This window comes from Methanospirillum stamsii (assembly GCF_003173335.1).
GTDB lineage: Archaea > Halobacteriota > Methanomicrobia > Methanomicrobiales > Methanospirillaceae > Methanospirillum > Methanospirillum stamsii.
Genome location: NZ_QGMZ01000019.1, coordinates 65,702 through 91,537, shown reverse-complemented (window position 1 = coordinate 91,537; position 25,836 = coordinate 65,702). Strand labels below are relative to the sequence as shown.

38 protein-coding genes and 1 tRNA gene are annotated in these 25,836 nt (G+C 42.2%); 30 read left to right on the top strand and 9 right to left on the bottom strand.

Annotation, left to right across the window (positions count from 1 at the left end):
- Positions 1–215: 215 nt before the first annotated feature.
- Together DLD82_RS18600 and DLD82_RS10925 are read right to left on the bottom strand one after the other, a co-directional pair.
- A complete protein-coding gene (locus DLD82_RS18600; RefSeq protein ID WP_181391379.1) occupies positions 216–383 on the bottom strand; it encodes a hypothetical protein in 168 nt (55 codons plus the stop codon).
- 557 nt (positions 384–940) lie between these two features.
- Positions 941–1,201 carry a nucleotidyltransferase family protein gene (locus DLD82_RS10925; RefSeq protein ID WP_109941157.1) on the bottom strand — a complete coding sequence of 87 codons (261 nt, stop codon included), beginning with the start codon at positions 1,199–1,201 and terminating at the stop codon, positions 941–943.
- Positions 1,202–2,208: 1,007 nt separating this feature from the next.
- Here DLD82_RS10925 and DLD82_RS10920 point away from each other — a divergent pair.
- From DLD82_RS10920 to DLD82_RS10900, 5 genes are read left to right on the top strand one after another with little or no spacing between them, the layout of a single operon-like run.
- Entirely contained in the window at positions 2,209–3,084 is an 876-nt protein-coding gene (locus tag DLD82_RS10920) for a tyrosine-type recombinase/integrase (protein WP_181391378.1), read from the top strand.
- 41 nt (positions 3,085–3,125) lie between these two features.
- Positions 3,126–3,344, top strand: a complete 219-nt coding sequence (locus DLD82_RS10915; RefSeq protein WP_109941155.1) for a hypothetical protein — start codon at positions 3,126–3,128, stop codon at positions 3,342–3,344.
- Positions 3,341–3,616, top strand: coding sequence for a type II toxin-antitoxin system RelE family toxin (locus tag DLD82_RS10910; RefSeq protein ID WP_109941154.1), 276 nt, complete (start codon positions 3,341–3,343; stop codon positions 3,614–3,616). The genes DLD82_RS10915 and DLD82_RS10910 overlap by 4 nt, the downstream gene beginning before the upstream one ends.
- A gap of 60 nt (positions 3,617–3,676) precedes the next feature.
- Positions 3,677–3,907, top strand: a complete 231-nt coding sequence (locus DLD82_RS10905; RefSeq protein WP_109941153.1) for a hypothetical protein — start codon at positions 3,677–3,679, stop codon at positions 3,905–3,907.
- Positions 3,907–4,185, top strand: coding sequence for a type II toxin-antitoxin system RelE family toxin (locus DLD82_RS10900; protein ID WP_109941152.1), 279 nt, complete (start codon positions 3,907–3,909; stop codon positions 4,183–4,185). The genes DLD82_RS10905 and DLD82_RS10900 overlap by 1 nt, the downstream gene beginning before the upstream one ends.
- Before the next feature lie 28 nt (positions 4,186–4,213).
- On the opposite strand, the gene DLD82_RS10895 is transcribed toward DLD82_RS10900, so the two are convergent.
- Positions 4,214–4,861: a hypothetical protein gene (locus DLD82_RS10895; RefSeq protein WP_146199760.1), complete on the bottom strand. Its 648-nt coding sequence runs from the start codon at positions 4,859–4,861 to the stop codon at positions 4,214–4,216.
- A gap of 189 nt (positions 4,862–5,050) precedes the next feature.
- Between DLD82_RS10895 and DLD82_RS18595 the strand changes: the two genes are divergently transcribed.
- From DLD82_RS18595 to DLD82_RS19355, 13 genes are all read left to right on the top strand, one after another.
- Complete coding sequence (locus DLD82_RS18595) at positions 5,051–5,212, top strand: hypothetical protein (RefSeq protein ID WP_181391377.1); 162 nt, start codon at positions 5,051–5,053, stop codon at positions 5,210–5,212.
- Positions 5,209–5,331 (top strand): hypothetical protein, encoded by a 123-nt coding sequence (locus tag DLD82_RS19360; RefSeq protein WP_281268004.1) that lies wholly within the window; start codon positions 5,209–5,211, stop codon positions 5,329–5,331. The genes DLD82_RS18595 and DLD82_RS19360 overlap by 4 nt, the downstream gene beginning before the upstream one ends.
- Positions 5,332–5,671: 340 nt before the next feature.
- Positions 5,672–6,934 carry a hypothetical protein gene (locus tag DLD82_RS10890; protein ID WP_109941150.1) on the top strand — a complete coding sequence of 421 codons (1,263 nt, stop codon included), beginning with the start codon at positions 5,672–5,674 and terminating at the stop codon, positions 6,932–6,934.
- On the top strand, positions 6,931–7,524 hold the full coding sequence (locus DLD82_RS10885) for a hypothetical protein (protein WP_109941149.1): 594 nt from the start codon (positions 6,931–6,933) through the stop codon (positions 7,522–7,524). The genes DLD82_RS10890 and DLD82_RS10885 overlap by 4 nt, the downstream gene beginning before the upstream one ends.
- A gap of 8 nt (positions 7,525–7,532) precedes the next feature.
- On the top strand, positions 7,533–8,609 hold the full coding sequence (locus DLD82_RS10880; RefSeq protein WP_109941148.1) for a hypothetical protein: 1,077 nt from the start codon (positions 7,533–7,535) through the stop codon (positions 8,607–8,609).
- Positions 8,610–9,003: 394 nt separating this feature from the next.
- Positions 9,004–10,800, top strand: coding sequence for a UvrD-helicase domain-containing protein (locus DLD82_RS10870; RefSeq protein WP_109941146.1), 1,797 nt, complete (start codon positions 9,004–9,006; stop codon positions 10,798–10,800).
- Between the two features lie 8 nt (positions 10,801–10,808).
- Complete coding sequence (locus DLD82_RS10865; protein WP_109941145.1) at positions 10,809–12,056, top strand: toprim domain-containing protein; 1,248 nt, start codon at positions 10,809–10,811, stop codon at positions 12,054–12,056.
- Positions 12,053–12,673, top strand: coding sequence for a DUF2637 domain-containing protein (locus DLD82_RS10860; RefSeq protein WP_109941144.1), 621 nt, complete (start codon positions 12,053–12,055; stop codon positions 12,671–12,673). Before DLD82_RS10865 ends, DLD82_RS10860 begins: the two co-directional genes overlap by 4 nt.
- Complete coding sequence (locus DLD82_RS10855; protein ID WP_109941143.1) at positions 12,670–12,981, top strand: hypothetical protein; 312 nt, start codon at positions 12,670–12,672, stop codon at positions 12,979–12,981. Before DLD82_RS10860 ends, DLD82_RS10855 begins: the two co-directional genes overlap by 4 nt.
- On the top strand, positions 12,978–13,151 hold the full coding sequence (locus DLD82_RS18590; protein WP_181391376.1) for a hypothetical protein: 174 nt from the start codon (positions 12,978–12,980) through the stop codon (positions 13,149–13,151). Before DLD82_RS10855 ends, DLD82_RS18590 begins: the two co-directional genes overlap by 4 nt.
- Positions 13,152–13,267: 116 nt before the next feature.
- On the top strand, positions 13,268–13,696 hold the full coding sequence (locus DLD82_RS10850; RefSeq protein WP_109941142.1) for a hypothetical protein: 429 nt from the start codon (positions 13,268–13,270) through the stop codon (positions 13,694–13,696).
- Positions 13,696–15,081 (top strand): terminase, encoded by a 1,386-nt coding sequence (locus DLD82_RS10845; protein ID WP_109941141.1) that lies wholly within the window; start codon positions 13,696–13,698, stop codon positions 15,079–15,081. The genes DLD82_RS10850 and DLD82_RS10845 overlap by 1 nt, the downstream gene beginning before the upstream one ends.
- A 559-nt stretch (positions 15,082–15,640) precedes the next feature.
- Positions 15,641–15,766 (top strand): hypothetical protein, encoded by a 126-nt coding sequence (locus DLD82_RS19355; RefSeq protein ID WP_281268003.1) that lies wholly within the window; start codon positions 15,641–15,643, stop codon positions 15,764–15,766.
- Positions 15,767–15,773: 7 nt separating this feature from the next.
- On the opposite strand, the gene DLD82_RS10840 is transcribed toward DLD82_RS19355, so the two are convergent.
- Positions 15,774–15,929: a DUF2080 family transposase-associated protein gene (locus DLD82_RS10840; RefSeq protein WP_109941161.1), complete on the bottom strand. Its 156-nt coding sequence runs from the start codon at positions 15,927–15,929 to the stop codon at positions 15,774–15,776.
- 146 nt (positions 15,930–16,075) lie between these two features.
- Between DLD82_RS10840 and DLD82_RS10835 the strand changes: the two genes are divergently transcribed.
- The 8 genes from DLD82_RS10835 to DLD82_RS10805 all read left to right on the top strand — a co-directional run bounded on the left by DLD82_RS10835 (position 16,076) and on the right by DLD82_RS10805 (position 19,496).
- The gene (locus DLD82_RS10835; protein ID WP_109941140.1) at positions 16,076–16,312 is read left to right on the top strand and encodes a hypothetical protein; all 237 of its coding nucleotides are present in this window, start codon (positions 16,076–16,078) and stop codon (positions 16,310–16,312) included.
- Positions 16,309–16,437 carry a hypothetical protein gene (locus DLD82_RS19350; RefSeq protein ID WP_281268002.1) on the top strand — a complete coding sequence of 43 codons (129 nt, stop codon included), beginning with the start codon at positions 16,309–16,311 and terminating at the stop codon, positions 16,435–16,437. The genes DLD82_RS10835 and DLD82_RS19350 overlap by 4 nt, the downstream gene beginning before the upstream one ends.
- Before the next feature lie 225 nt (positions 16,438–16,662).
- Positions 16,663–16,914 (top strand): hypothetical protein, encoded by a 252-nt coding sequence (locus DLD82_RS10830; protein ID WP_109941139.1) that lies wholly within the window; start codon positions 16,663–16,665, stop codon positions 16,912–16,914.
- Positions 16,915–16,950: 36 nt separating this feature from the next.
- A complete protein-coding gene (locus DLD82_RS10825; protein ID WP_109941138.1) occupies positions 16,951–17,166 on the top strand; it encodes a hypothetical protein in 216 nt (71 codons plus the stop codon).
- A 132-nt stretch (positions 17,167–17,298) separates the two neighbouring features.
- The gene (locus tag DLD82_RS10820; RefSeq protein ID WP_146199759.1) at positions 17,299–17,517 is read left to right on the top strand and encodes a hypothetical protein; all 219 of its coding nucleotides are present in this window, start codon (positions 17,299–17,301) and stop codon (positions 17,515–17,517) included.
- Between the two features lie 441 nt (positions 17,518–17,958).
- Positions 17,959–18,798, top strand: coding sequence for a hypothetical protein (locus DLD82_RS10815; protein ID WP_146199758.1), 840 nt, complete (start codon positions 17,959–17,961; stop codon positions 18,796–18,798).
- Positions 18,762–19,034 carry a hypothetical protein gene (locus DLD82_RS10810; protein WP_146199757.1) on the top strand — a complete coding sequence of 91 codons (273 nt, stop codon included), beginning with the start codon at positions 18,762–18,764 and terminating at the stop codon, positions 19,032–19,034. The genes DLD82_RS10815 and DLD82_RS10810 overlap by 37 nt, the downstream gene beginning before the upstream one ends.
- Positions 19,035–19,037: 3 nt before the next feature.
- On the top strand, positions 19,038–19,496 hold the full coding sequence (locus DLD82_RS10805; protein WP_109941134.1) for a hypothetical protein: 459 nt from the start codon (positions 19,038–19,040) through the stop codon (positions 19,494–19,496).
- Between the two features lie 231 nt (positions 19,497–19,727).
- Here DLD82_RS10805 and DLD82_RS10800 read toward each other — a convergent pair.
- Positions 19,728–19,800 (bottom strand) — tRNA-Thr (locus tag DLD82_RS10800).
- A gap of 132 nt (positions 19,801–19,932) precedes the next feature.
- Here DLD82_RS10800 and rnhB point away from each other — a divergent pair.
- From rnhB to DLD82_RS10785, 3 genes are all read left to right on the top strand, one after another.
- Complete coding sequence (gene rnhB, locus DLD82_RS10795; RefSeq protein ID WP_109941133.1) at positions 19,933–20,571, top strand: ribonuclease HII; 639 nt, start codon at positions 19,933–19,935, stop codon at positions 20,569–20,571.
- A gap of 49 nt (positions 20,572–20,620) precedes the next feature.
- Positions 20,621–21,913 carry a site-2 protease family protein gene (locus tag DLD82_RS10790; RefSeq protein ID WP_109941132.1) on the top strand — a complete coding sequence of 431 codons (1,293 nt, stop codon included), beginning with the start codon at positions 20,621–20,623 and terminating at the stop codon, positions 21,911–21,913.
- 94 nt (positions 21,914–22,007) lie between these two features.
- Entirely contained in the window at positions 22,008–22,529 is a 522-nt protein-coding gene (locus DLD82_RS10785) for a hypothetical protein (RefSeq protein WP_146199756.1), read from the top strand.
- 6 nt (positions 22,530–22,535) lie between these two features.
- Here DLD82_RS10785 and DLD82_RS10780 read toward each other — a convergent pair whose 3' ends face one another.
- From DLD82_RS10780 to DLD82_RS10770, 3 genes are all read right to left on the bottom strand, one after another.
- Positions 22,536–23,066 carry an RDD family protein gene (locus DLD82_RS10780; protein ID WP_181391375.1) on the bottom strand — a complete coding sequence of 177 codons (531 nt, stop codon included), beginning with the start codon at positions 23,064–23,066 and terminating at the stop codon, positions 22,536–22,538.
- Between the two features lie 73 nt (positions 23,067–23,139).
- Positions 23,140–23,631 (bottom strand): hypothetical protein, encoded by a 492-nt coding sequence (locus DLD82_RS10775; protein ID WP_109941129.1) that lies wholly within the window; start codon positions 23,629–23,631, stop codon positions 23,140–23,142.
- Positions 23,632–23,657: 26 nt separating this feature from the next.
- A complete protein-coding gene (locus DLD82_RS10770; RefSeq protein WP_109941128.1) occupies positions 23,658–23,942 on the bottom strand; it encodes an acylphosphatase in 285 nt (94 codons plus the stop codon).
- Between the two features lie 103 nt (positions 23,943–24,045).
- Here DLD82_RS10770 and DLD82_RS10765 point away from each other — a divergent pair, with 103 nt between their 5' ends.
- On the top strand, positions 24,046–25,674 hold the full coding sequence (locus DLD82_RS10765; protein ID WP_181391374.1) for a PAS domain-containing protein: 1,629 nt from the start codon (positions 24,046–24,048) through the stop codon (positions 25,672–25,674).
- Here DLD82_RS10765 and DLD82_RS10760 read toward each other — a convergent pair whose 3' ends face one another.
- Positions 25,675–25,833, bottom strand: coding sequence for a rubredoxin (locus DLD82_RS10760; protein WP_342764571.1), 159 nt, complete (start codon positions 25,831–25,833; stop codon positions 25,675–25,677).
- Positions 25,834–25,836: the final 3 nt, after the last annotated feature.

The window sequence follows — 25,836 nt, the reverse complement described above, 5'->3', positions numbered from 1 at the left end:
TAGATATATAACTATGTACTCAATATAAGTTTAAATAGTGTCGAAATATGTGCGAACGGGGAGTTTTTTGTCAGATCATTCAGATAAACCATAGTGGTACCGATAAGTCCCATGGGATCTTTTACTTCCCCGGTTCCATCCGGATATGCTACCAGATGGCCGATCCCATCATGAGCAAATGCCAATGAGGAATCAGCGAGAGACAGATATCTTCGCTACATAATGATAAGTCCGACTCCATTCAGAACTGCAGCCCCTGCAGAATCGATAGCAATCTCCAGTTCATATACATGTATCTTATTCATGACTTTCTCGTTTCGGTGTTCCACGGATGTAATGGTCATGTTCCACTGACCGGTCATGTTGTCCGTGGATCGTCTCAATATTTCTCCGTAAAACGTCTCATGCATTTTCTGCGGTTTCAGAATTTTTTAACCTCAACGGTTAGCATATAATCAGTATTTGGTTTTAGATCCAGTGGTTCCAGGATTTTAAAGGATGATCCATCATACGTCGCTTTTACGGTAACGGATCCCATTACATACTTCCGATAATATTGGGTTTAATTTTGTCTCTAATCATGTAAATTTCGTCATTCAAACAAAAAGAATCTCTAGAAAGTTCGGCAATCGTTTCCCGATGATTCAATACCTCTGATAACAGGGTGTTATCGAAATATTTTTAGTCTCATATTCACTCCCGGAATATGTTCTCCTTGTGCTCCAAGGGAACATTCAGTCATGTGTGATGGTAGGTATTCCGGAAATGACAATCTAATGTTCATCAAGTATTCCTCTTTGGTAACATGCACAACACCTGGGAAACTAAACCTTGGTGCTACAATCTGAATCTTTATTCCGGAGAAGAGGGGAAAAAATAGACTGGAGATGACAATTTTTTTATGATAAATTTTTATTCAAAATGAATGAGGCTCATCGCTTTATGAAAGTGGTTTAATACCTTCAATATCTACGAGGTCTACAGGTGATTGTAATGCTTCTTCCAATTTTTCTTCCAGTTCCAAAAATCCAAAAATGCTTGGTGGAGTTTCAAATTCGACCAGGATATCAATATCGCTGTCCGGTGATTGATCTCCCCGGATAACTGATCCAAATAGGCCAAACCGTTTGATATGACATTGATTGGTTAATTGCGGTTTTATTGTATGAAGTGTTTCAAGAACCGTCAATGCCTGAGTCATATTACTTCATAGATTGGATTTTTCTCTAGTTATTATTTATTTAGTCGTTGATAGGAGGGTTTTTTTAATCGCGATACATCTCGATTTAATGATATATTGCATATTCCATAAAATTTGATTACTCTGTGATGGGTAACAACCTATCCCTGCAATTCTTCAAGGGTGATGGTGACGGATGAGATCCGATAATAGTTGGTAGAGCACCATGCAAAATATTAGAGAATGGGTATGACATCAACAAAGATCGGAAAGTTGGTTGGTATGGGCAAGGGAAGGTTCACTAAAATTCACCAGGGAATTTGAAAAAGATGTATCGATCACAATATGAAGCATTTTTACAAATTCATTGAAAAAACCTTCACACAGACGCCCATAGATGTCCGGATCTTTTTTCACTTGACTCTTTATAAGGCTTAACTCTTTCAAGTCAATAGCGTGATGATATGAAAGCCTATCTGATCTTCTGGCCCGAAAAAATAAAACCTTGCCTGAAGTTTTCGTGATGAAAATGGTAACAAAAAAAGAAGTTGAATATCTACCCTGTTCTTATTAGGGCTTTAGAAAAGAAGTAAAGAGCCTCAGGCTAGATTCGGAAAGAAATTTCCAGAGCCCTAATTTATTTATATACTCACGTCTAATCATAGTATATGATAACCGGAGATACTAATTTTCATTCAACAAATGAAGACTACCAAGCCCGAGCGAAAAAGCAAATGGATAAGTGCTTAGCTTCTGGGAAGATAACTGGAGACGATGCAAAATATATTTCGGGATTTATTGCAGAAACTAAGGCGACTTCTCAAATATCATCAGGTCGCGCCTATAAACTCCAATATTTATTAATTGGTTGGAGAGATTTTATATCGGAATTTAAAACTCTGGATACCAATGACGTGTTTTGTGGGATTGAAAATATAAAATCTGCAAAAAAACCAGATGGCTCACCTAAATATAAATCTGTGACCGTTACGGACCATATAAAAATTCTCAAAAGATTCCTGGGCTGGATGGCAGAAAACCATTATGCAAATCCCAATCTCAACCTGGCCAAACTTAGTAAAATAAAATCACCTGGGTATAGAAGTCTGAAGACCGCTGAAATGATGCTTACAGCAGATGAAGTTACCCGGCTCATTGAGTGTGCAGACAACCCCCGCGATAGGTGTTTCGTGGCTCTTTTGTATGAATCAGCGTGTCGGATAGGTGAATTAGGGGTCATGAAATGGAATCAAATCAAGTTTACTGGCATCAATGCAATTCTCAATACAAATGAAAAGACTGGTTGTGCGCGATTCATCCCCGTTTTTATGGCCGTGGAATATCTTAAGGCCTGGCATGATAGTTATCCAGGAGGGAAACCGGACCCTGAAGATCATGTTTTTGTTAATCTGAATAGTAAAGAACCGCTAGTATACCGGACATATGGATATATGTTAGCGGATTTAGCAAAAAAAGCAGAGATTGAGAAGCATTTCTCACCACATACTCTGAGGCACACTCGCATCTCTCATCTGTTACAGGCTGGATATTCAGAGAGTTCAATCCGGCTGGTAGCGTGGGGATCGCTCTCTTCAAATATGTTGGCAAATTATGCACATATTACCAATTCAGATGTGGAAAACGAATATTATGAACGGCTGGGAATAACCCCTATTGATAAAACAGAAGAAACAAATTCCCTCGAAGCCCGGCAATGTAATTATTGTAAAACCTTGTGCAGCCCTCTGTCTAATTTCTGCCATAAGTGCGGCCAGCCGCTTAATCAATCATCAGCCCTGGCAATTAATGAAGTCCAAAACTTTGTTGAATCAGAGTTCTCTAATGCTGATGAAATCCGGCTGAAAAAATTAATTCTTGAGATGAAAGCAAGCGGTGAGCTTTAATTAGAGAGAAATATTATGAGTCTAAAAGCGGATGGAATAGTATGAGTGAATCAATAACAGTCTCTTCAGAGAACAAGCAATTCCTCGATTTATTAAAAAAACCAGGCGAATCATACGATGATGTTTTAGAGGCCCTCCTGGAGGACTATAAAATTGATTATTCCGGATGGTCCGAAAGAGCAGAACAGGCTTTAGCAGAGCACCGGAGAGGCGAATCTATCAGTTTTGAAGCGATTAAGAAAAAGTATGGGGTTGAATGACTTATTCAATCGGGTTTTCGAAAGCAGGAGACCGCGATATATCAAAATTACCAGCCGATGTTACCATCCGGATTATCAAGGCCCTTGAAAAAATATTAGATGATCCATTTGTCCACATTCAGAAGATGAAGGGGGACCATGCACCTCCACAATATAAAATTAGAGTGGGAGAATACCGGGTAATACTGATACTTGATAAATCCGATAATACTCTTCTTGTGGATGGTGCAGGGCACAGAAGCACGATATACAAGAGATATGGGAAAGGATGAAGCGAGTGGTGAAATTTAACCAGAGAGAATTATTATGAGGATGAAAGAGGATGGAATAATATGAGTGAAGCGGTAATTCTCCCTGATCCGATGGTGCGAAGAATTGAGAAACATAAGACCCGGCCCGATGAAGCACCGGTTGATGTAATTAACAGACTGTTAGATTACTTTGAGGATGATGATTATATCGACGAGGAAACAGAAACAGCGATAAAAGAAGGGCTTGAAGAACACAAGGCCGGAAAATCCATATCCCACGAGGAATTAGGAAAGAAACTAGGGTTTATCTGATGTATTCCCTCAAATATTCAAACCGTGCCGAAAAAGCATTAAAAAACCTCGATCATCTGGTCGGGAAAAGAATCTATACGGCCCTTGAAAAAATCAGGGAAGATCCCCGTTCCCATGTAGAGATGATGGAGCACTCCAAATTTTCAGACCCTCTGTATAAATATCGAATTGGTGACTACCGGGTCATCATGTCACTTTTTGATAATGAATTGATTGTTCTTGTTGTCGATATCGGACCAAGAAAATCCATATACAAGAAATATGGTGGGAAAGGATGACGGAAGCGGGAGACCACGACTTTAAAAATCATTTTGTTTTGAAGTTGGCGATCGATTTTAATATTATAGAAAAAGCTTGGAGGTATCGATCTTTTTTTCTAATTATTTTTTCATTGATCGAATTTTCGATAATTCCCCGTGATATATCATCGTCAATAAATGAAAATGTATTTTGAGGAGTATTTTTAATTTTATTCAAAAAGTCATCTTGATGTTTAGTGATAATTAGAGACAGTTCAGAGATGCTGTGCTCACCGATTAAAATTTTCCATAATATTTGTGTAATATATTTATTCAATAGTGCAGATTCCGTCAACGCCATATATTTTCCTAACAATTCCTCTTTACTTATAAATCGAAGCTCATCAACGGTAAAACGTGCCTGATAATAGACTGGTGGGCGCCCTTTTTGTTTTATTTGATGTTTTCCTACAATTTTATTTATTAATCCGGCCGATTCCAAATCGTTGAGTAATTTAAAAAAAGTAGATGAGTTTGGGATCTTATCAGAGGAAACCAATTTATTTTGTAAATCTCGCGAACGGATTAACCCTTGATTATCTGTTGTTTTCAAATCTGAAAGAGTTTGGAGAATTAGACGAGAATATTTTTTCGTCGTTTCAGACTTTCGGCTTTTAATGAAGGTATCAATGGGTGATAGTTCATCAGACTTCACGGAATGATGTTTGTTGAACTCCAAGATAATCCTTAAGTCCAACATCCAATATATATTGGATATTTGATTAAATATAAATAGTATTACTTATAATTTATGCTTACCTCGTCTGCATGCACCCCCGGATGAGGTTTATCTCATTAGAACAGATGCATTGTGAGGAAACGCAAGAAAACCAATTTGATTAGCATGGCAACAATAATTACAACTGCAAAGGGAAAACGAACGGTAAAAACAAGTGTTCTTATTCCCGAAGAATTGTTTGAGTGGGCAAAAGCCAGAGAAATTTCTATATCTGGCACAATCTCTGATAAAATCAGACAGATGCGCTTAGAAGAGGTTTCAGCATGAACCGGGAACAATCCGGACCAAAAACGGTAAAAAAAGAAGTTTATGAACACCTCTCAAAGATGCATCAGGCTATGGCCCGGGTGTTGATGACAGAGGGAAAACTGGAACTCGTGGAATAAAATGAGCGAAATAAAACAATAGGGAAAAGTCCAGGGCACATATACCCATTATGGCCCCGGACCTGACAGGAATCAAATCCAGTCAAAACAGAACAGACCGTTATCTGATAATTCTGTTTTTTCATTAGATAATGATTCCGGTGAGTGTGAAAGACTCGATTATTGTAGCTGGGAGGCTGTACCGGCGCTGATTCCGGGATATGATAACCCATTGAACCAGCCGGCGATGTGTCAGGACATTGATCCTGATGAAGCTGACCCCCTCCTTAACGAAAACGTTTTGTATCGATTAGCGAACGCTCCCGAATTCAGGGAGTAATTTTTTTCAGGAGAAAAAATAATGACTGAAAACATAGAGGCACTATGCGCCCGCTTTGTGCCACTTGGAATTGACCAGGAACGAATCTTAACTAAATTCAATCGATTTACTGAAGAATTTAGCATTCCAGCGGATGAGGCTATCAGAACACTCGCAATAGACTTTTCAAAAGAACTTGGAATTGTCTCTGATTCCGGAGAAAGGAACACAGACGCAACCAACTTCATAAAAATTGGTGAACTGAACACCAACACACTTGAAGCTGATATCATCGGAACCCTGCAGACTATTGAGATCCCAAGTAGCGAGAAACTCTCATATTCTGGAGTCATCAGCGATGAAACCGGGAGTATACGGTTTGTTGTCTCATCAAGCCTGAATAACAAAAACAAGGATATTCCATATCAGTTGATACCTGGAAAAACCTATGAATTCCTTGGAGTTTCTGTTTCTGAATATAATGGAATGGTTTCTATTTTCTGTTCCGGGTATTCTCTGATTCGTGAATCTAAAACCGCGATACCATCACCCGAATTTAACCCACGCCCGATATATGAACTCATGCCCGGCGTTTCAGATTTGCGTGCCCGGGTAATCCGATCATCACCTGTAAACCATGAAAAGATACAGTGCGCCGGAACGCTCGCAGACGAAACTGGCATATGCAGATTTATTGCGTGGAAGTCTCCGGATAATGCATCTCTCACCCTGGAACAGGACAAAACCTATGATATCCGGTTTGCGACTATAAGCACCCGGGAAGGACAACGGCAGGCAGATATTAGCGGTTCAATAATAAAGCCTTCAGACAAAGCCATTTTGAAACCGGCAGATGACAAGGTAAAGATTTCTGGGTTTATTACCCGGATGAAAAGCAACACAGGCCGGGGGACGGAACCCGTTTACCGGTGCCCTGAATGCAGAAAAATTGTAAAAATTCAGCGTGAAGGCTATGCGTGTGAAAAGCATGGGATAATCAATCCGGTAAAGGAATTCCGGACCAAATGCAGGTTAGATAATGGTTCTGAAGCATGGTCCGCAATACTTAACCAAAGTGCTATCCTGCAGGCTCTTGGATGGACCCGGGACCAGATCTTTGAATTCCGGGATAGTCACCCGCTCGGTGATGGAATAATCGATTATGAGATTTATGATCGGCTATTCGGCAGGAAAGTTACCCTGATAGGCTCTCTGTTTTCCGATGATCGGATAATCGCAGACGGGTTAGAACTGGCTCACCCCGAATCACAGGTAACTGTTTCAGGACAGGAGCAGATATCATGAATTTTAAACCTTATCCGGCGATCCGTGCAACCGCAGCGGAAATATTGGAATCCTATCATATATTCTCTATTGAAACCGGAGACGGTGAAAAGCCGGCGAAGTTTGCCCTGTTACCAACCGGAGAACGTGCAAACAACGTTTTTATCATTGGAACGCTTACGGCAGTCAAATCAGATGACAGGTTTGTTACCGGAACACTCTTTGATAAAACCGGTAAAATAAAGATTCGAACGTCTGCAGAATATCAGCCTGCAGCATATGACCAGCTCAGCCGGATTGCAAAAACATTGCCGGCACACGTCGCGGTTTGTGGACGTATCGCAGTTTTTGAACCTCAAGAAAAGAAAGAAAACTCTCCTGATAGGTTTGTATCAATTCAGGCTGAAGGCCTGGCAATGGTGGAACGGTCTTACCGCGATGACTGGGACCAGGAGGTTCACCGGGAAACTATCCGGCGGTACGAGTCCTGGAACATAGAACACCTCACAGATGATCAGAAACGCTCGATTGAGGTATATGGTCCGGGAATCCGTGAAAACGTTATGCAGCGGGTTAGATCTGCATATGAACAGGCACCTATGGCGGAATAGGAGACCCCATGATCGAGTCTGCATATGTGGACGAATCCACACAACCCCCCTTTCCTGATTCAGTTAAGTTGAATGAAAAATTACAGGCAATGGACCAGGAATGCAGATACGAACGGGTATTTGATGAAATAGATGTAGCCATTACACGGACTGATCGCGGTTACACGTTCTCTCTTATAATGAGCATAAATGATGATTCCGGGAAAATATTTGAGCGGATCGTGTTCCAGTATAATTCTGTAATTGCGCCCTGGACGTCACAGAAACATACTCAAAGCATCTCTAAACAAATCACCGGATTATCTGAATTGAAGGATAGATCCGAAGCCTGGGTTAACTCAAAACTTACCAGTCTGTTTGACGTGCTCCGCGAGGAATCCGAATCAGAGGACAACAATATCTCATGGCTTCTTGCAAGTCCGGCCGTGAAGGAAGTTCTGTCTCGAGTTACAAGCGCTACGGCTTGGCCTTCCTCAAATCCTAACACGGCTACGTACGACATTGTTTTTAAAGATTCAGAGGGGTTTTATCAAACCCTGGAAATGCCATTAATTGAATGGATCTCCATATCTCCGACACCATTCATTAAGCGATATGTATGCGTGTATCCTCTGGAAAACTGCCCTATCAAAACTAAAGGCGAGTGGGAAGAACTCAAAAGCAGGCTGTATGAAATCATGGGGTGTCAGGAGCGGGAAACATTTGATCCAATTGATGACGCGTTTTTACAAATCCGGGACCATGTTAATTGCCGGGCGCTATGGACAATAGATATCAGTGAATGTGCCAAAGCGCGAAATTATGTCTATTGTGAGGAGACTTTTAAAAATGGCTGGTTATTATACGTTCAAAGCCGTTTTGTAGAACAGGCACTAGGCGAACGTACATTTGAGAAATACAGCTCCAGGTTATCAAAAGGCCTACGTGGACAGGATGAAGACTCTCCACTTGCCCTAGTGAAACGCACCTGGGTCAATAGAAATCGAATTCGGTTTTGGGTATTTAAAGGTGAAAAATTCGGCTTCGATCCGGAGAAAATCGCTTTTTCTCAAGAAGGCGCCGATAGGGTTGGTGATTCACAATGAGCCAAAAAAACCATTTACGCCTTATAGGCCCTAGTGAAACGCTCGATTCGTATAGTGAGACAAGAGAGACACTTTTCAAAACCACCCGGGTCAACCCGGGCAACCCGGGACAGGTGTATAATTACAGGTTTAATTTAAGAAAAGTGATACAAAATGGGCTTATTTTTATCCCGGGTTCACGGCCCGGGTTCACAACCACCCGGGACGAGGGACTGACAACAATGTTAAGTATTTTTTATTACATTGTTAAACAAAATATATTTACTTTTTTCAGTTGGATAAAACCGGACTTCCGCATCGTTTCACCATGTCACACTGTGACATACCCCAAAACGAACAAATCACCAAGGCCTATAAGGGGTAACCCGGGACAACCATTTTGGAGACTGTTAAAATGAACTCTGATTCAAAAAATACAGTCGTATACAGACATGTTGCTGGGCCCGGGTGCGGAAAAACAACCCAATTGCTTGAATTCATAAAAGAAGAACAAATAAGAGGATTAGCCCTTGATGACATGAATATCTGTTCATTTACCCGGGTTCAAACCTCTGACTTGAAAAGAAGGATCTGCAATATTTACCCTGATGGACTTGATGACAATGGACATGGAACCCCGAAAATAGACAGATATGTTAAAACATTTCACGGATTAGCCCTTGGAGCCTGTATAAACCATTATCTGATTGAACCATCCCGGCCGAACTGTTCCGGAACCCATACAATCATTTTGCAGGGTTACGATCAATTCGGTAAGGACTGGAGGCCGGTCTATCATCGGTTCTGTAGTGAGTCCGGACTCGAATATGATCCAAAAATCGGCGATCCATTGGAACAGGATGGAGATATTTCTAACAATGAATTACCTATAGGGAATGCGTTTTTCTCCATTTACAACCTGTTAAAAGCCCGGAGGATGCCATTATCCCGGTGGGCAATTGCTAAAAACATCCTGGGCGCTGAAGTAGATTCTTCACGACTAAACACCCGGGTCTTTGAATCCTGGGAACAGTTCAAAGAAGCCTATGCTTATCTCGAGCATGAAGATTATGTAATCCTTGCAACTGAAAAGAAAGCCCTGATATCTCCCAAAGTTCTTATTATCGATGAATTTCAGGATTTAAGCCCGTCACAGTATGCCCTGTATGAAGTGTGGAGAGACTCCGGACGAATAGAGCGAATATACATTGCAGGCGATCCGGACCAGAGTATCTATTCATTCAGAGGAGCAAATCCCAAACAATTCATAGAAACCACTGCAGAAGATCACACGGGAGCATATAGCGGAAACCTTCCGGTCTCTTATCGGTGCCCTTTGGAGATAGTGAAATTCTCTGAAACGATCCTGGGTAGAAAGTCAAACATGGCCCCGAAGTGTACCGGTGGATCGGTTGACATTGTGGAACCTGAAGGCCGGTATATTGAAAAAACCGGGGACATTTCACCAACTATTTCAGAGGTTTACAAACAATATGGAGACGTTCTCATTCTCTGCAGGTTTAAAAGACATGTTAAACTTGTATCCCATTGCATGAGCAATGCAGGTATCCCACACCACAACCTGTCAGGAAAACTCAAAACCTGGGTAGAGGCTCGAAGTATATCATGGAAAAAAATCTCTATTCATGAAATTCTTTTGTTCATCCATGCTGTAGAGTCTTACTTCAATGGCAATTCGGTTTCATCGATAGATACCGGAACGCTAAAAGGAATCCTCCTTGCTTATCCGAAGGTATCGGAACACTCGAACCATCCTGTACAGAAACTAATATCAGGCAACCGGAACCGGGATTTAATTCTCATATCTGATATCCTCATGGTTTTGTCAGAACACCCGATAACACGAACATCAGGTATCATTGATGAAATGAAATTCGGAGGACGTGAGGGAGCAAACATCAAAACCTATCTGAATGCCTATGTATCATCCGGAAACCGGAACCCCCCGGCAGCAATACGTATTGATACCATTCACCAGGCCAAAGGCCTTGAATCTAAGGCTGTAATCATCCTGTCTGCATTTCAGAAAAACAGGGTTGAACAGTGTTATACAGACCCCGATCGGTTTGATGAAGAGAGACGGATCTATTTCGTAGCAGCAACCAGGGCATCAGAACACGTTCGAATTTTAACTAAGCCATTATTAGGTGGAGTCGTAGCCCCCCCGCTTACAGACATCATAGGAGCGTGAATCAGAGCATGACAAGTATCTATGAAACAGCCTGTAGGATATTTCAGGCCGGGTTATATCCGGACCTGATATCTTTTCTCCATTCGCGGTATGGATTCACAGAGGACACTATCCGAAGATACCGATTAGGATTCAGCCCCGTTGATGATGATGCATTTCTTATGCAGATATTTGAGCACCATACCCGGGAAGAAATGAGAGTGTCCGGACTGTTCCATGAATCAGGAGACGGAAGATTATTTCCCGTGTGGAGAGGCCGTATAATGTTTCCATACCTTGTATCAGGAATTCCTCAATACTTCATCGGGAGAAGGATTCCGGAAGTAACAACAGACGATCTTTACATTCCGGAAGATGAACGGCGCCCGAAATACAAAAAACAGTTAGTTCATAGTAAAAAACGGGACTGGTTACAGTCAAAAGAACCGGTATTTGGTATTGACTCTGTGAAAGATGGTGAACCTTTGATTATCACCGAAGGAGTAGCGGATTGTATCTCTGTTCACCAGGCTGGATACCCGGCCATAAGCCCGGTCACAGTTCAGTTTAAAGAAGACCATGCACATGAAATGTATTCTATCTGTAAGAATGCCGGGAGGATTGTGATTATCATGGATAATGAAACAAACAAAGCCGGCACCCTGGGAGCAGTCCGGACAGGGTTAAAGATGGAAGAATTAGGATTATCTCCATATATGGCAGATATCCCACGCCCTGATGAACTTGATAAGGTAGATTTGAACGATTTCATAAAAACCGGTGGGAACCTGTCCGGATTAATAAAGAACTCATATCCGGTATCTGAACACCCGGAGGCGCAAACCATCATGAAAGAGAAGTGGAAAAAGATCACCCGGGAAAAACTCATTCCACAATGCAAAGAGGTTTACTTTTCCAAATGTGGCACGAAGAAACGTAAAAGCGCTCCCTTACAAAAATACCCTCTTGATATCGTCTCCCGCTATCTTCCTTCAGTTGAAACTCTGACCGGATTGAGACCAGGAACACAGGGAGCACACCCGGTATATGGCTCATCAACAGGAACAAATTTACGGATTAGTTCAGACGGCGATCGCTGGTTTTGTTATCACAGAGGTAATGAAGGAAACGGCGATGCACTAAAATGGATATCCGTGTATCACTTGCATCTCATCCATGAATCAGAAGAACTCACCGGCAGTGCATTTCTAAAGACTATCCGGTATGCCTGGGATACATATGTACCGGACCAGGCAAAGGAGGTTGTAACAGCATGATACCAGTCAAAAAAATAGAGCAAAGCATCCCTGACCTAACCGCACTAGCAGTTTTAACTATTGCTGCGTCTGCATTCCTCTTGAGCTTTGCAAACCTTCAGGCAGCAGCACAGGAGGCCGGAATCTCACCGTTCTTATCATGGCTTTGGCCGTTATGCGTGGATGCTCTCTTAATTGCAGGAAGCCTGATGATACTTCGCTCAAATCTCCGGAATGAATCACCGATCGTTGGTTGGTCCGTTCTGATAGTATTCACCGGAATCAGCACGCTCTTCAATGTCATCCATTCACCGGATGGTATCATGAGCAGGTTATCACACGCTGTTCCACCCATTGCGCTTTGTATCAGCGTAGAACTCTTAATGATGTGTCTCCGGTCAGACATTGCAATAAATGACACCCCGGAAGAAGAGCAGGATCCACAATGCACCGAATCAGCACCCGTGCAGCAGGATTGCAACATCCCTGCACGGAATGATACTGCACAACTGGTAATGCAACACTTCCGGGAACATCCCGAAAGCACGGTAACAGCAGCAGCCGAAAGCCTTGGACTGCACCGGACGACAATAAGCCGACATCTGAAGACACTTTCAGCAGCAGGAGTATTGTCATGAAAACCGTATCAGGTCCGGTGAAATATGGCAAAACATCATTAATGCAGATTGTTTTGAATCATTTTGGATTAGAACACATCACCGGGAAATACATGAACTGGGAACCAGACGGCTTTCACGCCTGGGTTAAAGGATATGACCTTCCGGTTCATGTGATCACCAGGGAATTCACTTTCGAAGATTATCCCGGAGACAGCGAACCCGACAAAGACGACCGGATAGTTCATATTGTAGGAACATTTGACACTGAAAACTATGTGGTCCGTGCATTCAAATGGTGGTTTGAAGGGGATGAGATGCCGGTATGAGTCAGACTATCCTTAACGCGTCACAGTGTCCGGTATGTTCCTGCACCCATAAACGAATGGTGGAATACCTGATGATGGAATCACCGCACTCTCTGAAGAGGATATCAATGTTTTACGAACTTCCAATTGATGCACTTGAACACCACAAAACCCATTGCATGAAAACCTAGGAATCATCACCAGTCCGGACCAGGCAGGCAGCAACACCAACCTATTTTTTACACTCGCATCTTCCGGACAGTTCACCCCTTAATGAAGCATACCAAAGCAATAAAAAGAGGCGATAATGGCCCGCCAATGTCAGATATGTATCAGTAAACACTGTGAAGAGATAAACAGGGCACTCCTGGCAGGAGAAAGCAACCGAAGCATTGCTTCGAAATATGGATTTGATCATAACGCAGTTCAGAGGCACCGAAAGCATATCCCGGCAGTCCTGGCAAAGGCCAAAGAGGTAATGGAAATTACCAAGTCTGATGACTTGTTGGAACAGACCCGTGACCTGTTAAACCAGGCTCAATCAATCACCGATGAAGCACGGAAAGCCGGTGATTTGAGAACAGCAGTATCAGGAATTGGACAGATTAAGAATATCCTGGAATTACTCATGAAGGTTAATCTGGAAATGGCACGTATGGCTGAAGCAAAAGGAACCGGAGAGAGCCGCGGACCAATACAGTTTGTACAGATGGCCGTGCAACAGAGGGATGATTGATGGTTAAGGAAATGATTGAGCATACGCCCGGGGGGGATGGTATCATCTTGAACCTTCACCCCGGACAATTGCGAGCGATGAATTCAGAAAAGAGGTTTGTGGCTATGTTATCCGGAACACAAGGCGGTAAAACATCCCTTGGTCCGTTCTGGCTCGCTCGAGAGATAGAAACCAGAGGCCCCGGTGATTATCTCGCAATAAGTGCAGACTACGACATGTTTAAGTTAAAAATGCTCCCGGAAATGCTCAAGGTTTTCGAACAAACATTGCAGATAGGTAGATATCACCCTTCCGTAAAGGTTTTGGAAATCCGGGATCCAAACACAGGAGAGTTCTGGGCTGAAAAGGCAGATGATGAGATGTATGCCCGTATCATTCTTAGGTCTGCCGTAGCTGGAAAAAATGAAACGGGTGTAAAAGGACTGGAATCAACAACAGCCAAAGCAGCATGGATGGATGAAGCAGGCCTTCCGGAAGTATCCTTGGTTGCATTTGAAGCTGTCCAAAGAAGATTATCTCTTTTTCAAGGCCGGGTATTGCTCACAAGTACGCTATATGACTTCGGATGGTTAAGAACGCATGTTTACCTTCCTTGGTTGAATGGCGATCCTGATATCGATATAATTAGATTTGACTCTATAGAAAACCCGAAATTCCCGAAAGAGGAATATGAACGAGCTAAACGGAAATTACCTTCCTGGAAATTCGACCTCCAATATAGAGGAATTTGGACCCGGCCGGCCGGTCAGATATATTCAGACCTGGATGAGTCTGTTCATGTGGTCACTCCCTTTGATATTCCGGACCACTGGCCGGTGATAGTGGGAATTGACTTTGGAGCAGTCCACCAGGCTCTTATCTGGATTTCTCAAGACCCACAATCCGGGAAATACTATGTATTCGATGAATCCTTGGAAGGTGAAATGTCAACAAAAGGACATTGCCGGAAAGCAAAAGACAAGGCAGCAAATCACAGAAGAGTTATCTGGTATGGTGGTGCGGCATCTGAAAAACAACAGCGGTTTGACTGGCAGGCTGAAGGAATCAATGTACACCAGCCTCCTATCAGTGATGTTGAATCAGGCATAGACCGGGTAACAGAACTGATAAAAACTGATAGACTCTTTTTCTTCCGGACCTGTGAGAAAACGGTGAGTCAGGTAATCGAATATTCCCGGAAAGTTAACGCACTTGGTGAAGTCACCGAAGAAATCAAAGATAAGAGCGCTTACCATATGGCTGATGCTCTTCGGTATGCTGTGTCCGGAATTGATTCACTAAATGTGAAACAGATCTCTCATCCTTCTCCAAATGATAAAAAATTCTCTTCCGGTTCATCGCGGTTTTCATTTAATATTCAAAAAGGCCGTTTTTCCGGCTGGTAACTTTCTTTTTTGGTCCGGATACCCGGAAGGGGTTCACCCATACACGTATGGCTGACGGGATGATTACCCACGTAATGTGGATGCCATGATCGTGTAAAGCGATCCGTAACCATAGCAGGTGCCGTTACAGCACCGGTGACATAAAACCGCACGAATTGTCAAACGGACTAAAATTACTCCCAAAACATCATTATAATAACTTGGGACGAATCTTACCCGGATTGTCAAACGGACTAAAATTACTCCCAAAACGTCATGACGACAACGAGGTATAGATATCATCTATACTGGGATGAATGTAAATAGGATGAAGGGAATAAAAAGAGATGATAGTATAGAAACATGGCCACCAGGTGAACCACGATATCTATACTAACTCTCATCAAAACTCGTTTTCCTCGTGTATGTGGTGATGTGGATTGTTAACCGCATGCATTCTCTTTTTAATTAGATAATGAACAATTCAAAGAATAAGCGATAATAAGCAGGTAATAGAAACATAAGGATTGTCATGGGATAGCGTCCCTGGAAAGTTGCTACCCATGACAGGAAACTAACAATGGTAGTACGATCACATATCGTAAATACCTTTCTTGTGTGGGCTTGTGCCCGTTCGGGACTGGTAGAAAAGAGCCTGTTAATAGCAGATATTATTCTTATTGGTCAACACGTGGGCTTTTGGTAATATCAGCTTAACCCTCTTTTTTACCATCATCTTCCAGTGGTTCAAGCAAGAGCACTCGGACTTTTTTTCCTGTCCACTCCTTAGGGACATAGATAGCACCAGAATTGCCCTGCTTTTTTACCTCTTTATCTACTGTCTGGTAACAGTCTATAGTAATTGCCATTTTTACCATTTATTATACATTGTTCGTATATTGTATTTAATTCTTAATAAAAGTATCTGTCTATATTATGTTCGAACAAAGTATAAATACAATTAAGTGTAATATGTAGTATTGAGTTCGAACACAGTTCGAACAACGGTAAAACTATGATGACTGAAACCTTACACCCGGAACAGGAAGAACACTTATTCCTTCATTTCCTGTATTCAACCCTGAAGGAAACCAGACCCGGACCAGAAGCCGGAATCGAAGAACAGACAAACCATTCGAAGATGGAACTGAAAGCCCTGGAAAAGATCTTCGAACTTGAACAGGCATCATGGAACCGGGTAAGACCCACCCGGCCAATCACTACCGAAAGCCCGGTAATGGTGGCGGCATGAACGCCATTCTTTACCGGACCATGGAGGAAGAGCCGGACAATGAAAAGGTATTGCGTGGGTTAAATTCCTTGGCAAATGACATTCACGAACTACGAGAAAAACTCGAAGAATGGCCGGGGAAATAACCCCGGCACACATTCAAACCGAAAGAACGAACAGAAAGAACAAACCACGTAAGTAGTCACAAGTGAGAAAAACAAACCAAACGAGAGTCAGATGATAAAAATGGATCAGACATGCGAAAAAACCATACCGAAGATTTCAGAAGAAGGTATGAGAGCATTTCAGAAATTAACTGGTATAGACATTAAGAAAATTATTGAGAGTTAAAAAAGCAAGAGGAAGAAAACATGTCAGAAACACACAAATCATCTACAGAATTAAATATCTGCATCGACACCCCGTATTATGTCTGCATTGATGCAGGAGACTTTGATATAATTTTAAATGAATCGAAAACTGAATTTGCTGCGCACGAATATCTGAAACGGGTTCAACCTATCAGCAAAAATGTAAAACTCGAAATTAAAACCAGTGTCCGGAGATTATCTCAGGAGTTTGAAACAGATGATATCCTGATTGGTGTTAGTATCAAGAACTAAACCTTTTTTGCTCATCCGGTGCATATACCCGCAATAATGAAACCAGAAATAGAAAAGAAGGTTTGTTACTGCAATGAACCACCAGCCAAAAGAAAAAAGATAATAGCCCTGGCACAGGACATTCGATTACTATCACCCCGTGAACACAGGCGCCTCATATCTACAATGACACAGAAGATAAAATCCCTTCCATCTGATGAACAGACCAAACTGTTGGGAGCCATGAAACGGTATACCGAATCATCACGCTGAAGGCCTTTCTATTCCACTTTTCTCTTTTCTTTGATATGTTGCATGGTCCGGAATGAATCACAATAGCGTGGCTCTATTCGGATGATACAAAACAAAACCTATTTAGCTGGGTTTATCCTAAATAGAAACCATATGGAAGAGATATCTTTCTGGGATGAATACCGGACAGTGATTTATGCAGTATGCTTTGTGGTCCTTATCGCACTGTTTTATCTTTTGATTGTTGACCAAAGTATAATCACCAACTTCATATTGGAGCGACAACACGCGGAAGTTGAAGCATATGCAAAAAATATATTTTCAGCAACACCCACACCAAAGGAATCATGGCTGACTAAGCCCTTAATCTAATTACCACACATCAGTGGTATTTACCTCACTTGTGAGGGAATTGAAACCGGTGGAATTCTCCCTATTCTAAATAACCGGAATTCCGGTTATTATCCGATAATCTGAAGGGTTCACACTGTGAATAATAACCATGGTCCGGTATGAATTAGATAGATACCACAATCGGAAAGGCTCACCACAACCTAGGATGATGTTTCGTTACTCCGGCACTTTTGATATAATCGGTACAACTTTGGATCGGCAGTATGGTTTACTCAGTCGATAGGAATCAGACCAGCAACCCCGGTTTGTATCCCTGGATGAGATGACCCGGGGAAACTCGCATATCCGGGTTTACCGGAGAGTTGAAGACTAATTATTTTTGTCTCTTTTGAAAGTATAACTAAAGTAATACTGAAGTATAACTTTTAAATAGTTAGAAAGTATAACTATAGTTATACTATGAAGACCGCTATCAGTATGCCTGATGAGTTATACCAGGCCGTGATCGCTTATGCAGGTGGAAAGAAATTTTCCACCACTGTTTGTGAATTGGTTAGAAGAGGATTGAACCCGGACCAGCCGAAAGTACAACCAGAGTATAATCAAAGTATGAATCTTGTTCATCCAAAAGTTATACCTGATGAATGGCTACAGCAGGTGAGACAGGAAATATCAAAGTTGAAGGAATCAAATCGATTCTTCGCTGAAAAGGTTGTAAGACTGGAACAAATAGCGAAAGAAGATTGTGATGATATCAGTGAATTTAAAAACCTCTTCCGGCAGTGGGAATTGAATTATTCATATCAAGCATCACAGATTGAAGGATTACAAGGCCGTGAAGTTAAAACGAACCAGCGCTTTGAAGATATTGAGCACAGGTTAACCGCCCTGGAACAGCGCGAAGTTATACTCGAAGTACAACCAGAAGTCATACCTGAAGTTATACCCGAAGCTTCAGGTGAAGCTTTACCTGGGAACGGAGTTATACCGGAAGTTATACCAAAACCTGAAAAACATGTTGCCCTGATGATGGCTCCCACTGACCCAGACGAGAAGATACATGTCACCCAGGCAGTTAAGAACCAGGTAATTGAACGTGTGGATTATCTCAAGGGATCCGGTATGGCTGTAAAGGATATTGCAGTAAAGGCCGGTATCAATTACAACTCATTCAGGAAGTTAATCAATCCGGAATTTAACAAGTCACAGAACATTACCCGGCGGGAGTTTTCAGCCCTGATGAACATTAAACCCGGTGATGATTGCAACAAGCAGGAACCAGGAACCAACCAATCATGAAGAAATGGAAAAAGCAACTTAAAAAAGAAATCTATTCGTTGAATTATCAGATTAACGACTTGTACGAAATGATTCAGATGAGGGATAAAATCCTCAAAGGCTATGATGACCGGTTCACCAGCGCCTTTAATCTCATCCGGTCCCTGGAACGTGGCGAGAAGTCTACCATTGAAGACTTGGATAGATTCGAAGAGCAACTAAGGAAAATTGAACGCACGTTAATTAATGGAGCATAAACAATGTCAAATGATGCAGTAATAGAAACCATTCAGAACTATATCACAAGTCCGGAAGGTTCTGTGTGGTTTATGAATGCCGTGGATGCAGCAGTAAAAGCAAAGGAAGAAGAGAAGGCACGAATTAAGGCTAACATGTTCACCCGGGATACTATGGAAGATGTTAAACGGGATTGGCAGAAGGCAGAAGAGGAACAGAAGAACGCAATTGAATCACAGCGTGTAACCCTGACTCTTTCCCGGCAGACCCTTAACCGGGTTCATCAGGATCCGAAAGGTGACTACCAACCTTACATCACACCTGATAACAGGATTGAGTTTTACAACCACAACATACCAGGCAACCCGGTTGATCTGAAATGGGTAAACCTTGGAGTGTCACTTCAGAATATCACTGATGGTATACTGATACATGACCGGTTTTGTAAACCCTGTTATTTCCGGATAACTTTTACAGACTGATAAGAAAAAAAGTTGTCGTGAAGGCCTCTAAAAGTGCCTATCTTTTTTTGTTCAATACTTTCTATGGCTCGATTATAAAAATTTAATAGCGTGCTTCTATGAAAGCCGTTTTGATCATGTGGTCCGGACATATACGACAATATCAGAAGTGGTAAGGTGATGTGATCACGTGAAAAAAAGACGCTCAATACGTGCCCCGTTTATAATGGGGCTTTGGAAAAAGTTTTCTGAAGCCTCAGGCGAGATTTGAACTCGCGACCTCGTCCTTACCAAGGACGCGCTCTACCGGCTGAGCCACTGAGGCTTGTGCCTTTACATGTAGGAAAGCTGCGTATATAAAATTTTTGAATTTTATTTTTGCACCCCTCTCCCACAAAATATTCTCAAATCTTCCGGAACATCAGGTATATCTCTCAATATTTTGATATTTTTATGAATGATTGTTGGGGTTGACGAAGCCGGAAAAGGTTCAGTCCTGGGTCCGATGGTAATCGCCGCGGTAGGCTGCAATGAAATGGATGACCTGAAGAGTCTCGGGGTTGCCGATTCTAAAAAACTCAGCAAAGAGAGCCGTGAGCGGCTAAATGGACTCATAAGAGAAAAATATAATTTCTCAATAGTTGTCCGGACTGCCCTGGAAATAGATACTTTACGCCAGACAATGACTATGAATGAGATAGTTGCCCGGGCACATGCAGAAGCTCTGGATGGGCTGTCATGCAGACTAGCATACCTTGACGCTTGTGATGTGAATGAGAAACGATATGGTGAGACGGTGAAGTCATTTGCAAAGTCAGAATGTTCAATAATTGCCAGGCATAAAGCAGATGCCTTATTTCCGGTCGTCTCTGCAGCTTCAATCATTGCGAAAGTTGAACGTGATCATCTAATCCTGGATCTCGCTGCTGAATATGGAGAAATCGGGAGTGGATACCCGTCTGATCCGGTAACCATCACCTTTCTGGAAAATTATATTAAAACTCATGACAAGCCTCCACAAATTGCGCGTTTAAGTTGGGAAACCGTCAAACAGATGATGGACCGGAGAGACCAGCGTTCTCTCTTAGATTTTTAAGATCTCTTGCACAGGTTTTTCTTGCTATCCGGGCTACCTGTACTCATTCATGGACTGGTTTTTAATCCTCCTCAGCTGTATTGCTGGTTATGTCCTTCTCTTAGCATACATCAGAACATACAAACCGTTTCCACGGTTTATTACCCTATATGGTCCGATAATCGGGCTTAAAACAGATCAAGTCGGTTTTTTTGACTATTTCAGAAAATACTCCGGATTTTTAAGGATCTATGGGACTATCGGGGTTGCCATGGTGGTCATTGTATCAATTGCAATGGTTGTCATGCTCCTGTTGTCAGTAAATCTGACTCTTGAATTAAAACCCGAACCAACCTCTCTTCATAAGCCCCAAAATATCTTCTTAATACCCGGAATCAATGAATTTGTTCCATCCACCTTTGCAGTCTGGTTTGCATTCATCCTTACGCTGGTCATTCATGAATTTGGTCATGCCATCCTCTGCCGTGTTGAACAGATAGCGGTGAAAAGTATGGGGGTTCTGCTTCTGATCATTCCCATAGGAGCATTCGTTGAACCGGATGAAGAAGAAGTAAAAAAAGCAGAATCCTGGCCCAGGATGAGAATGTATGGGGCCGGAATTATGAACAACCTTGTTATTGGACTGATAAGTTTTGGTCTTTTAGTCAGTCTTTTCGGTTTCGCGGTTCCGGTACATGAACCGATTGTTGTTGGTCTTTATCAAAATTATTCCGCTGCTGACATGAACATCCCGACTCCTTCAATTATCCGATCGGTTAATGGAGAATCAGTCCGGACAACTGCAGAAGTCTCTGATTTACTAAACAACACCCGGCCTTACGATACTGTCCGGATTGGGTTTGAAAATAACGGGGAACTGAAAGAATATGCCCTTAATTTATCTCCATGGCCTGAGTCATTAGGCGTTAAGGAATCCGGCTTTATGGGGGTCTATTATTATAATGGTCAGGGTGTCATTGATACCGTGAAAAGCATGTTTTCTCCAATCGGAATCTTCATGCTGCTTTCAGTTCCGTTTAACCCGACAATGGAAGGTCAGTACCTCCGGATACTTGGTTTTGATGTTACTGATACCGGATACTATGAAGTTCCTTTTCCCGGATACTGGGAAGTAATACACCTTCTTTTCTGGAGCGGATTTATTAACCTGGCTGCAGGGCTGTTTAATGCTCTTCCGATGATTCCCCTTGACGGTGGATTCATATTCAAAGAAGGAACTGAACGATTGTTAAGTCGTCGTGGCCTTTCAAGGTTCACCGATCATATCGTCGGCTTTGTAAGCTCGGGGATGATAATTCTGATGGTGGCAATCTTTCTGCTGCCTTATCTATTCCACCTCTGATTTTTTTTGCCTAATAATACCATGAGGAATTGAAAACTTCATTCCTGGAATAAGAAACTTTATGCCGTATCTACGGTGAATTGTACCTGATACTATGTTGCCAGGTCATCGAACGTATTTTATCGTCGTGCTTATCTTCTCTCTCACTATTGGATTTGCATCAGCCGGTTCATCGGTTGGATCAAATCCTGGTTTATCGTCACTTCCCTCATCAATCAGCTGGGAAGGAGACAGCGTTCTGAACGGTGAAGATGCAGGAAATTATTTTGATTTCCCCTCTGAATCATCATCTATCCTGGATGAAGCAGAGGCTGCTGGAATGGTTATGTACAATACCGGAGTAACAGTTAACAATACTACAAATTCTACATCCGGTGAAAGTAATGTGTCATCCTATCAGAATGTAAGTGCAAATGCAACAGATCTGTTATCCGGCTACGCATCTGTTGCGGATATTATAAAAGCTCAGGACTTCGAAGCTCTTCAGAATTATACTTCAGGTATTGAGTCTTCATCAGCTTTTTCTAAATCCCAGACATCAACGGATTCCCGAAGTGACAGATGGGATGAGTTATTTACAGAGCCACAGGTAATCTCCTGTGGTGGATGTTCCTAAAAAAAATTATTCAATTTTTTCCGGCCGGTAATATACCAGACAGGCTGCGATGATATCATGGAACCCTTGTGAATGCCTGGTGTATGCAATTGCAATAAACCCGGAAAAAAAGAGGATCAGCGAGATAAATTTAGAGAAATGTCTGAGAGATGCCCGTGCAAATGTAATCCGGTTTCCATGGAGATCAGATACAACTGCCCGAGCTGCCATTTTTCCGAGTGTTGCCTGATTTTTTGATGATTCAAGTATTGCAAAATAGAGCCAGGGTATCAGGATGACGGTCACAAGCAGGAATGTTGCAACCTGTCCGGGCACAGCGGAGGTAACAAGAATCCCATCCATGGTCCGGACTTCCTGATGACGAAGGATCATAAGAAACATTCTCCATCCTTCAGTAAGTCCAAGATAATACGCAGCAAACCCTGCAATGACTGTTACGATAAGACCGTCGATGATCCCGGCAATTATTCTCCTTCCAAATCCTGCAAAATATTTATGTGAAGTATTATTTGCCTGATCCTGATTATTATCTGCCACAATACAATATATCTCGTAGTGGGCAAAGAAGTTGTCGAAAAAAAAGATACAAAAAGTGAAAACAGATATTTTATTAGATCTTTACCGGATCGCTGAATGTCATTATTGATGCCTTAGTGGTATTGTTGGTTTCCTGACTGTTATCATCAGTACTGGTTTTTCCTTCCTTTAGCCAGGGCTTTGTCTCCATCATCTCTTCTGAGAGATCCATAAGTTCTGGCTCACTTTCCAGGGTTGCAAAGGAATCGTCAACACCACAGGCCGGACAGTAACTCTTTGTCTCTATTGATGAACTGGAACCTGATGTGGAACTATCTGAGGTTTCTCCGGATATGGCATCGAAATATTTTTTCTGGTTTCCGTAAACCATTTCCCACCAGCAACATGGCATCGCTGCAGATATCGGATTTGTCGGGTCCCATTCAAAATTCCAATATCCCTGTGCCTCTATTGATTTAATGTATGCTGCATTTGCTTCTGTTGGTTCTGCAATACTCCAGTCTGCCACAGAAAAACCACTGATGAATAATAAGGAGATGAGAAGTAATGCATATCTTATCTTCATGTGTTACCAATTCTCTTTTTGATCAATTAAAGGTTCTGGAATCTTTTGATGATAAAACCCTGATCCCCGGTACATGGGATGCTACGGGTATCAATCGCCTGGACCTGAATATAGGTGTGGTTTGAATTCCGGATAGCTGTGATGAATTTCATCACTTTTTCATCATCTCCTTCAGCTTCAATTTCAACAGTCCCATCCGGAAGATTTCTAACCCAGCCATGAATATCCATTTCATATGCGATCTCCTGAACATATGCCCTGAAACCCACACCCTGAACTCTTCCTGATGCAATAATTGAATACCGTTTCATGGAGATACTGTATTAGTACACAAACCTTTGTAATGGTATCCTGCAAAGGTCTTCTGGTATATCTGATAATCGCTTGAATATTGAATGTGGACATTGGCATATCATGGTGAAGATCCTTCTGGTTCATAATGGTGGTGTTGCATCATCGTGTCTGAAAAAGTACCTGTCCGGATTATTACAGGTAGATCTGACTGAGGTCAGAACAATACAAGATGGGGTGAAGCGTTCACAGATTTTTCTTCCTGAAATTATCTGTATTCCATTATCTGCTGATACTGATTCGGACATACATGAAATTATGGAACTCCAGCATCAGTGTCATATCAACGGGTTTTACCCCGGATTTCTTCTTTATACCTTACATGAAAACCATCTCTTTTTCCTGGATATTACCCATGAAAGTATATCAATCCCAATTAATCTCGTAAATACCGGTCATCAATTATTATCATCATTGCGGCAGATCTCCGGACGATCAAAAGTTGAACGTTCATTGCGGGATGATTATGAAAGACAAAACCAGATTGTTACAAAAATGCCTCTCTCCTGCCTTCAGGTTGAGGATGGTATCATCTCCCGGTCAAATCCTTTTTTTTCAACCCTTACCGGAATTGATCCCTCCGATATTATCAGAACGCCGGTTCAGTCACTTGTTTCACTTGATCCTTCTCATGAAGAAGAATTAACGAAGAATCTGCATCAGGTGATGTGCATTGAGGCAGCAATCAGGGATAAAAATGCTGATCTCTTACCCTGCAGAATAACCATCGATCCTGTTGATTCAGACAAACCGGGAGATGGCATATGGTTTATCGAAGATCGTCGTGAATATGCTGCAATTAATGCAGTCCTTCGGGAGACCGAATATGAATGTAAAGAACAACTATATCTCTCTGAAACCCTTGTCATGAAATTACAGCCGGATGGGACGATTTCATTTGCAAATCCTGCGACCATACGATGTTTTGGTTATGATCCTGATACTCTCGCAGGTTTGAATGTAAACATTCTGTTTCCCCCTGGTTCTATCCAGGATGTAACCAATCCTTCAGAACTCTTTCTTGAAGTCTCTGATGAATCGTCATCAGCGATTCATATCTTTGAGCACTGCAAAAAAAGTGGTGAACGGCTCTGGATTGCATGGACCAGCCGGGGCCTTTATACCAGGGAGAGTGAACTGTCAGGAATTATCTGTATTGGTACAGATATGACCGAGCAGGCATCAACTGGTGAAGAGCGTATGTCGACCCGGGTATGGCGTGACCGGATATTACAGTCAACTGATATATCTCCAGAAATATTTGATGCGATACTGCAGGCATGTATTGAGATTGGGAGGGAAGGTCGGGAAGGAAAAGCCATTGGAACATCATTTCTGGTAGGTGATGCAGACGAGGTTTTGAAGCGATCCCGCCAGCTCATTCTTAATCCATTTTCCGGCCATCCACCGGAGATGAGAACTGTGTCACTCCCTGATGTGCGTGAGATGCTCAAGGAATATGCACTCTTGGATGGTGCTTTCGTGGTCACCGGTGATGGCATTCTTGAATCTGCCGGTCGGTATATTACGCTTGATACTTCATCAATATCTCTCCCCAAGGGTATGGGCACCCGTCATTCATCAGTTGCAGCACTTACAGGTGTCACTAAATCAATTGGATTTGTTGTTTCTGAGAGTGGTGGTAAAGTATCAATTATGAAACAGGGAAAAATAGTGAAGGTAATCGCCTGATTATATCGGCCTGAACATCCCTTTTGCTGCCAGACACACCGGGCATACCCAGCCATCCGGAAGGTTTTGAAAATCAGTTCCCGGAGGGGCATCTTTATCGCCCTTATCCGGGTCAAATACATGTCCGCATATGCTGCATTTCATCTTCTGCATGTTCATAGA